7 protein-coding genes are annotated in these 6,548 nt (G+C 49.4%); 6 read left to right on the plus strand and 1 reads right to left on the minus strand.

Annotation, left to right across the window (positions count from 1 at the left end):
• The first annotated feature begins 312 nt into the window (after positions 1 to 312).
• From KDK19_RS24065 to ilvM, 5 genes are all read left to right on the plus strand, one after another.
• Positions 313 to 768, plus strand: coding sequence for a hypothetical protein (locus KDK19_RS24065; RefSeq protein ID WP_257280600.1), 456 nt, complete (start codon positions 313 to 315; stop codon positions 766 to 768).
• A gap of 227 nt (positions 769 to 995) precedes the next feature.
• Positions 996 to 2,279, plus strand: coding sequence for a hypothetical protein (locus KDK19_RS24070; RefSeq protein WP_257280599.1), 1,284 nt, complete (start codon positions 996 to 998; stop codon positions 2,277 to 2,279).
• Between the two features lie 282 nt (positions 2,280 to 2,561).
• The gene (locus tag KDK19_RS24075) at positions 2,562 to 2,774 is read left to right on the plus strand and encodes a hypothetical protein (RefSeq protein ID WP_257274986.1); all 213 of its coding nucleotides are present in this window, start codon (positions 2,562 to 2,564) and stop codon (positions 2,772 to 2,774) included.
• A complete protein-coding gene (gene ilvG, locus KDK19_RS24080) occupies positions 2,761 to 4,407 on the plus strand; it encodes an acetolactate synthase 2 catalytic subunit (protein ID WP_257274985.1) in 1,647 nt (548 codons plus the stop codon). Before KDK19_RS24075 ends, ilvG begins: the two co-directional genes overlap by 14 nt.
• Positions 4,404 to 4,682, plus strand: coding sequence for an acetolactate synthase 2 small subunit (gene ilvM / locus KDK19_RS24085; RefSeq protein ID WP_257280598.1), 279 nt, complete (start codon positions 4,404 to 4,406; stop codon positions 4,680 to 4,682). The genes ilvG and ilvM overlap by 4 nt, the downstream gene beginning before the upstream one ends.
• A gap of 8 nt (positions 4,683 to 4,690) precedes the next feature.
• Here the strand turns inward: ilvM and KDK19_RS24090 are convergent, their stop codons facing one another.
• Positions 4,691 to 5,653 (minus strand): LysR family transcriptional regulator, encoded by a 963-nt coding sequence (locus KDK19_RS24090; RefSeq protein ID WP_257274983.1) that lies wholly within the window; start codon positions 5,651 to 5,653, stop codon positions 4,691 to 4,693.
• Between the two features lie 275 nt (positions 5,654 to 5,928).
• On the opposite strand from KDK19_RS24090, the gene KDK19_RS24095 reads away from it, so the two are divergent.
• Positions 5,929 to 6,387, plus strand: coding sequence for a hypothetical protein (locus KDK19_RS24095; RefSeq protein WP_257274982.1), 459 nt, complete (start codon positions 5,929 to 5,931; stop codon positions 6,385 to 6,387).
• Positions 6,388 to 6,548: the final 161 nt, after the last annotated feature.

Here is a 6,548-nt window from a genome sequence, read left to right on the forward strand (position 1 = left end):
TTTTAAGCTCCAAAGTCAGTACTTACCCCCGCCTGGAAAGGGCATTCGAAATTGATTCGATCTGTTTGAGTCGATTTTATAATGGAAGTTCAAAACAATGAGGTCAGTGGAGTTAAGAGAAAGAAGCACCCTGATCCGGGAAACAGCCAGCCAGCCTGCCCCACGGTGCTCAACAGTACAGCCTGTTTAAACCAAATACGGCAATACCTGCTACGTTTGTTCAAAAAAACATCAACCATTCGGACTGTAGCAGTGTTTATGAAATATTCGGGCTAGAATAAATGCTGCATTAATGCAGTAGGAGATTTGATCATGTCGAGGCAGAATGCAAATCCAACTTTCAGGCTGGCGTTTTTGACGATTTTATTATCGATGTGCTCTCTGAACGTATTCTCCGTTGGTCTGGCACAGATAGAATTCTTGCAGGGAGCCGGTGCCGATAGCTTCACAGTGACTACAGGATTTCCAAGATTATGCATCGACCATGTCTCGCCATGGACTCTGCAAACGCTCCCGGGGAGCGGACAGACCATGAATATTTATTACCTCCAGGGTGCGGGTTTCTGCGACGTAGATCCGTCTGTCCAGCTGTTCGAGGTGAAAAGTAATCAACATCCTGACAAGCTTGCCCAATTTAAATGGTTAAAGGACGCCGGTGAAGACCCAACTTTGGTGGACATCTATGACCCTGATCGGTTATTAACCATTGATGCCGACGATGTCTACCATTTTAAAGTCTGGGCCAGTTATAGTGGTCAGTCTCGCTGAGAACTCTGGCAAATTGAATCACTTCAATGTGGAGACAATAAAATCATACAACAGGTTAACCAGAACATCACATAAGTCACTTTCGACTCAGATTAATTTTCACTGACTGAGAACCCACCGACTGCATGATAAAAAGTTCGGCAGGTCAATAGGAATAACCTCTTATTCCAGAACAATCGAACCAATTAGAAAATAGCGCATTACTTTAAGAATCTACTGAACAGACAATGCGCATAAATCCATATCGCGAACAAAAACTAAAATTTGTTGGAGCCTCCCTACTCCTGGCTGCAGGACTTCAAGGCGCGTTTGCTGCGGAGCCTGCAGGTGAGGACTACGATTTTGCCGGCGTACCCTTCCTGTTCAGTTCTGAAGACTGGGGCACCGCTCTGGGTGGTGCCGGAGTTATCAAGGGCGTTGGACAACCACAAGCCTCTCTGTTCGGAACCGCCATCGCCTCCAGCAATGGTTCCGCGATGGTCTATGCCGGTCTTTATAATCTCACCATTCCTGATCTTGATCAGATGCTGGTGAGTGTGAATGCTCTTTATGGAGACTACACACGATCCAGTTATTACTTGCCCGGCAACCCTCACTTTTCCGGAGAGCAACCCGGCAGTAATGACTCGAGTAAGGACAACTTCATTACCACAGGCAGTATTGAACAAAGCTACACGGCCCGTTTCAAATACATTTTGCCCATTGCAGAAGGTCGAGACGGTGCGATGTCCAGCCTGAAACAGGATGCTTTGGGCAATGCCGCTGCGGGTCAAGTCTGGAACCCTCTGACATCCGGCATCAGCTCTTTCGAGGTTCAGCCTTTCTACAAAAGTCAGGAACTGGATGACTACTCAACAGATTCCGCAGACAAGGCAGCTGGCATCAAGTTGATTCTGGATTACGACAATCGTAACGCCAGTCAGCTGCCGTCCCGAGGCAGTCGGACAACCTTCACCTACACCAGAGACTGGGGTAGCGAAAGCCGTACAGACTGGACGACCTGGGAATTTGAGTTCAGCAAGTTCTTCAACCTCGGCAGCAATGAATATCTTGATCAGCAGGTCATCGCAGTGAACGCCTGGCTTGCTGATACGCCCACCTGGAACGACACTACCCATGTCAATGGCGAGCAAGAGTTCAAGCGCCCTCCTTCTTTTGCCGGGGTTTCTCTGGGGGGGTGGGATAAGCTGAGAGGTTACACTACTGACCGTTTCCATGGCCGGTCGGCGGTTTCTTACAGTCTGGAGTTCCGCGCTATTCCATTCTGGCAGCCACTTGAGGATCTGCCTGTGGTCGGACCTCTTTACGATATTCCATGGTGGCAATGGACTCTGTTTGTAGATGCTGGCCGCGTTGCTGACGACTTCGACCTGGGAGAACTCCATACCGATATGAAGTACAGCGTGGGTGGTGGCATCCGCTTTAAGGTGGAAGGTGTCACCGTAAGAACTGAAATCGCCAGCAGTAAAGAAGACAACCGGCTTCGATTCTTCATTAACCAGCCTTTCTGAATTTTAATTTTTCTGGCACATATTGACTGTGTGTGTTATACCTGAAAATACTTTAAACAATCTGAATAGTATTTATTGGTTATGAAACTCAACCTCATCAGCAACATAATTCTCCTACCCGTCGTGGTGATTAACATCTCCGCGCGGGGGTCTGTTGGCTGACAGATCAGAGTTTCAAGGAACCCCCCGCACCGAAAGGTCCGGGGGGTTTTTTCATATTTGGGGCCTGAAAACCCCGGGAGCACAGACAAGATGACGGCTCCGGACAAAGAGGATAGAACCATGCTAAACCTGAACAACCCAATAATTATTGCTATTCTGAGCCTGACCATTGTGGCAATCATCAGCCTTCCGGAACTGCTGCTGATTATCCTCCCTGTTGCCGTTTTGTTCTCTGCACAGCAGTGGTTTGAAATGAGCGTTAGCAAGCCTGTTCGCATCAAGGCTGAAGCTCATCGCGGGCACGAACGAGGTCAACCCCATGAACGGCGCTAATGCACTGGTAAAAAATCTTTCTCAGCGAGGGATTCAACATGTTTTCGGTTATCCCGGTGGCACCATCATGCCAGTCTATGACGCCTTTCTGGATTCCAATGTTGAGCACCTTCTCTGCAGACATGAACAGGGAGCCGCTTTCGCCGCCATAGGCTACGCCAGGGCCAGTGGTAAAACCGGAGTCTGTATTGCCACCTCCGGCCCCGGCGCAACGAACCTGATCACTGCTTTATCCGACGCCATGCTGGATTCCATTCCTCTGGTGGCCATCACAGGTCAGGTGCCTACTGCCATGATGGGAACAGATGCCTTCCAGGAAATCGATATTCTGGGTATGACACTGGGTTGTACCAAGCACAGCTTTCTGGTGACAGACCCGAATGATATCTGCGAAACCCTGAACAAAGCTTTCGACCTGGCCCGATCTGGCCGCCCGGGCCCTGTTCTGGTTGACCTGCCAAAAGATATTCAGCTGGCAGAGGCTCACTACGTGCCACCACTCAGCGTGATAAAAGAGAGAGCTGCCGACAGTTTTGACAGGATTAATGCTGCGATCTCTTTGCTCCGGAAAAGCAGCAAACCTCTTGCTTACGTAGGTGGCGGTGCAGGAATGGCGGATGCGATAGACGAGCTCAGGACATTCCTGACAGAAACCGGTCTCCCCAGTGTTTGCACCTTGAAAGGAATCGGAGCGATTCGTCCTGACGATCCCGGCTACCTTGGTATGCTGGGTATGCATGGAACCCGGGCTGCCAATCTGGCAGTGCAGGAATGCGACTTGCTGATAGCCATCGGAGCCCGCTTTGATGACCGGGTCACAGGCAAGCTTGAGAGTTTTGCCCCTGGTGCGAAAGTCATCCATCTCGATATTGACCCTGCAGAGCATGGTAAGCGTCGCCCTGTTGATGTCAGTCTTTGTGGTTGCCTGAAGAAGAATCTAAGCAGTCTGACCATTACTTTAGATCAGGGTGACTGGTTACAACACTGTAAGAACAGCCGCGCTGCCAGCCAGTGGTGTTATGACAAACCCGGGGAAGACATCTTTGCGCCTCTGCTTCTGAAACAGTTATCTGAGGCCACCCGCGAGAACTCTGTGATCAGTTGTGATGTGGGTCAGCACCAAATGTGGGTAGCTCAACACATGAGCTTCTGTCATCCGAATAACCACCTTTCCAGTGCCGGGCTTGGTACCATGGGCTTTGGTCTCCCGGCAGCGATAGGCGCTGCTATTTCAAGACCGGAAGACGATGTGATACTCGTCTCCGGAGACGGCTCTTTCATGATGAATGTGCAGGAGCTGGCCTCGATCAAAAGAAAACAGCTGCCCGTCAAAATGGTCTTACTCGACAACCAGCGACTCGGCATGGTGAAGCAATGGCAGGAACTCTTCTTTGACCAGCGCTACAGTGAAACTGACCTCTCGGACAATCCTGATTTTGTCACTCTGGCCAAAGCATTTGGCATTGAAGGCAGAATAATTACCAAAAGACATGAAGTAATCCCCGCTCTGGAAGAAATGCTTCAGGCTCCGGAGGCAAGAATACTTCATGTCTGTATTGATGAGCGGGAGAACGTCTGGCCCCTGGTGCCACCCGGTGCCGCCAACCACGAAATGATGGAGGCAAGAGCATGAGCGATTCCAAAACCCATTACTCCCTGACTATCCAGTGCTATAAAAAGCCAGAGGTACTGGAGCGGCTTCTGCGGGTAGTCAGACACCGGGGATTTGACCTTGAGAGCCTGTCCATGAACAGCTCCGAGTGTGGGAAAATGGTTTCTGCTGCTATTAATGTCTCCAGTGAGCGCCCCATAGAAACGCTTACCCGTCAGATCGAGAAATTATATGATGTTCTCGATGTGTGTCAGCCTGCAGCAACAGAAGCAATCCCTCGGGAAAGTATCATTTGAGGACAGGGTCAGGAAAGCGGAGTACTCTTCTCTTCCTGACTTTCTTCTGACTCAGTGACAAACATATCGAGGTCTTTGCTCTGGATATGTTCCAACAATGCATTACTGATGAACTCCCTCATCCAACGATGCGCTCTGTTCATCTCCCAATACTCAGGCCAGACAATATCAAAGCTGACTTTCGGAATATTTTTTGGGCACTCCCTAATCACGAAGCCAGACAGCTCTTCCATGAACATAGGCAATGAAGCCGGAGCCATAAACACGCAGTCTGTTCCCTTGATCAACGCCAGACTGACCGAAAGACTGGGCGACCAGGTTTTCACCTGAACCGAACTGAGGAAACGGTTGATCTCACTTTGCTGATGTAGATTGATATTGTCCCTCTGCACCACAAAGGAAAAAGACCTGAGAGCCTCTTCTGAAAAAGACTCATGGGCCAAAGGATGGTTTTCACAGAGAATCAGGCACATCCGATCTTTCATCAGTGAAAAGCAGGATAAACCTTCTTCCCGGGCGCCCATATAACCAATAGACAGATCCAGCTTTCCGGTTGCAACATCAACAGCTGGATTGATGGCCTGCAACTCAAAGGTCAGCCCGGGTGCCAACGCCCATATTTTTTGCAGTACTTCAGGCAGAATCCGTTCCAGCACCGTGTGTCCTGAAGCAATCCGGAAATGTCGCTGGGTGGTTGAGATATAAAACTGTTGGTTTTCAAAAATACTGCTGGCTTCCGTGACAACTCTGTTCACATCTTCATGCAGGGACATCGCCTTCTCGGACAAGAAAATTCGATTGCCTTTTCTCACCAGAACCGGGTCATTCAATGCTTCCCTTAACTGGGCCAGAGTTCGACTCATGGCAGACTGGGTAACACACATTATCTGCGCTGCTTTGGAAACACTCTGGGTGTCCAGCAGGGCTTTCAGACCAGGCAGCAGGTTCAGGTTCAGTCTGGAAAGATTCATAAATACAGCAGAGGGAATGACAGAAAATAAAAGTATGGCTAAAGAGCCCTACATTATGAATAAAACCTTTCAGAAAACCTTTCTTGAAAGACCACTCCGCTTAAAAGTAACACCTTAAGTCACCTGTTAGAAGAGCAGCTCCATGCCTTTACGTAGCACCCGAAGAGTACGGACGTACAAATACTTATTTAACCTTTCATTTGATTCGCAATCAGGTACACTGGAAATGTGCACTCGTTTACAGGCATTACTGAAAGCGCAGTTAAGGAGGGTCCATGAACCATAACAAGTACAAAGAACTGCAGGATCTGGTGGACAACTACCTGGACTCGGGGTTATCGGCCAGAGAGTATGTTGAAGCCTGTGTGGATGCAGGCGATATCAGCGCTGCAGAAGCCCTGAAGTTGCTGTCTGTTCTCAGGGAAGCCCAGTCAGTTACATTCAAGTTGGCCGAAGTCACGGATTATGAGAACCCCGGCCTTCAAATGACGCTCATGCGAAAAGGAGAGGAGTATGAAAATGATAATCCTCTTTTCAATATCACTTTTGATGAAAGCCTCGATCCTGACAGGGAGGAAGTGATCGATCTTTTACAGAGCTTTGCCAAGGACCTGGCAGTGTTGGCGACCCGCGGGGAGCTGAATGAAGCCGAAGCAGTGGACTCCATCGATGAGAGCCCTGAAGAATGGCTCGATCACCCTAACATCATGCCAGCCAGTGAAACCCGCCATTAACCGGATACTTCATTTCATCACCCGGGTAGATGAAACGAACGACTTCCCGGAGACCTGAGTTCCAGCCAGAATCAGCCAAAGCGCCCCTTCAAGGGCGCTTGCTTTTGTCTAGCAGCCTGTCGGACTTAAGCGTCCGTAGCGAGGATTGCAAGAAATTGAGG

Source organism: Endozoicomonas sp. ONNA1 (assembly GCF_024606325.1).
In the GTDB taxonomy this organism is placed as follows: Bacteria; Pseudomonadota; Gammaproteobacteria; order Pseudomonadales; family Endozoicomonadaceae; genus Endozoicomonas_A.

Excerpts from the sequence above, each read along its gene's own strand:
- KDK19_RS24065 (WP_257280600.1), top strand. The coding sequence starts at position 313 with ATGTCGAGGCAGAATGCAAATCCAACTTTCAGGCTGGCGTTTTTGACG.
- KDK19_RS24070 (WP_257280599.1), top strand. The coding sequence starts at position 996 with ATGCGCATAAATCCATATCGCGAACAAAAACTAAAATTTGTTGGAGCC.
- KDK19_RS24075 (WP_257274986.1), top strand. The coding sequence starts at position 2,562 with ATGCTAAACCTGAACAACCCAATAATTATTGCTATTCTGAGCCTGACC.
- ilvG (WP_257274985.1), top strand. The coding sequence starts at position 2,761 with ATGAACGGCGCTAATGCACTGGTAAAAAATCTTTCTCAGCGAGGGATT.
- ilvM (WP_257280598.1), top strand. The coding sequence starts at position 4,404 with ATGAGCGATTCCAAAACCCATTACTCCCTGACTATCCAGTGCTATAAA.
- KDK19_RS24090 (WP_257274983.1), bottom strand. The coding sequence starts at position 5,653 with ATGAATCTTTCCAGACTGAACCTGAACCTGCTGCCTGGTCTGAAAGCC.
- KDK19_RS24095 (WP_257274982.1), top strand. The coding sequence starts at position 5,929 with ATGAACCATAACAAGTACAAAGAACTGCAGGATCTGGTGGACAACTAC.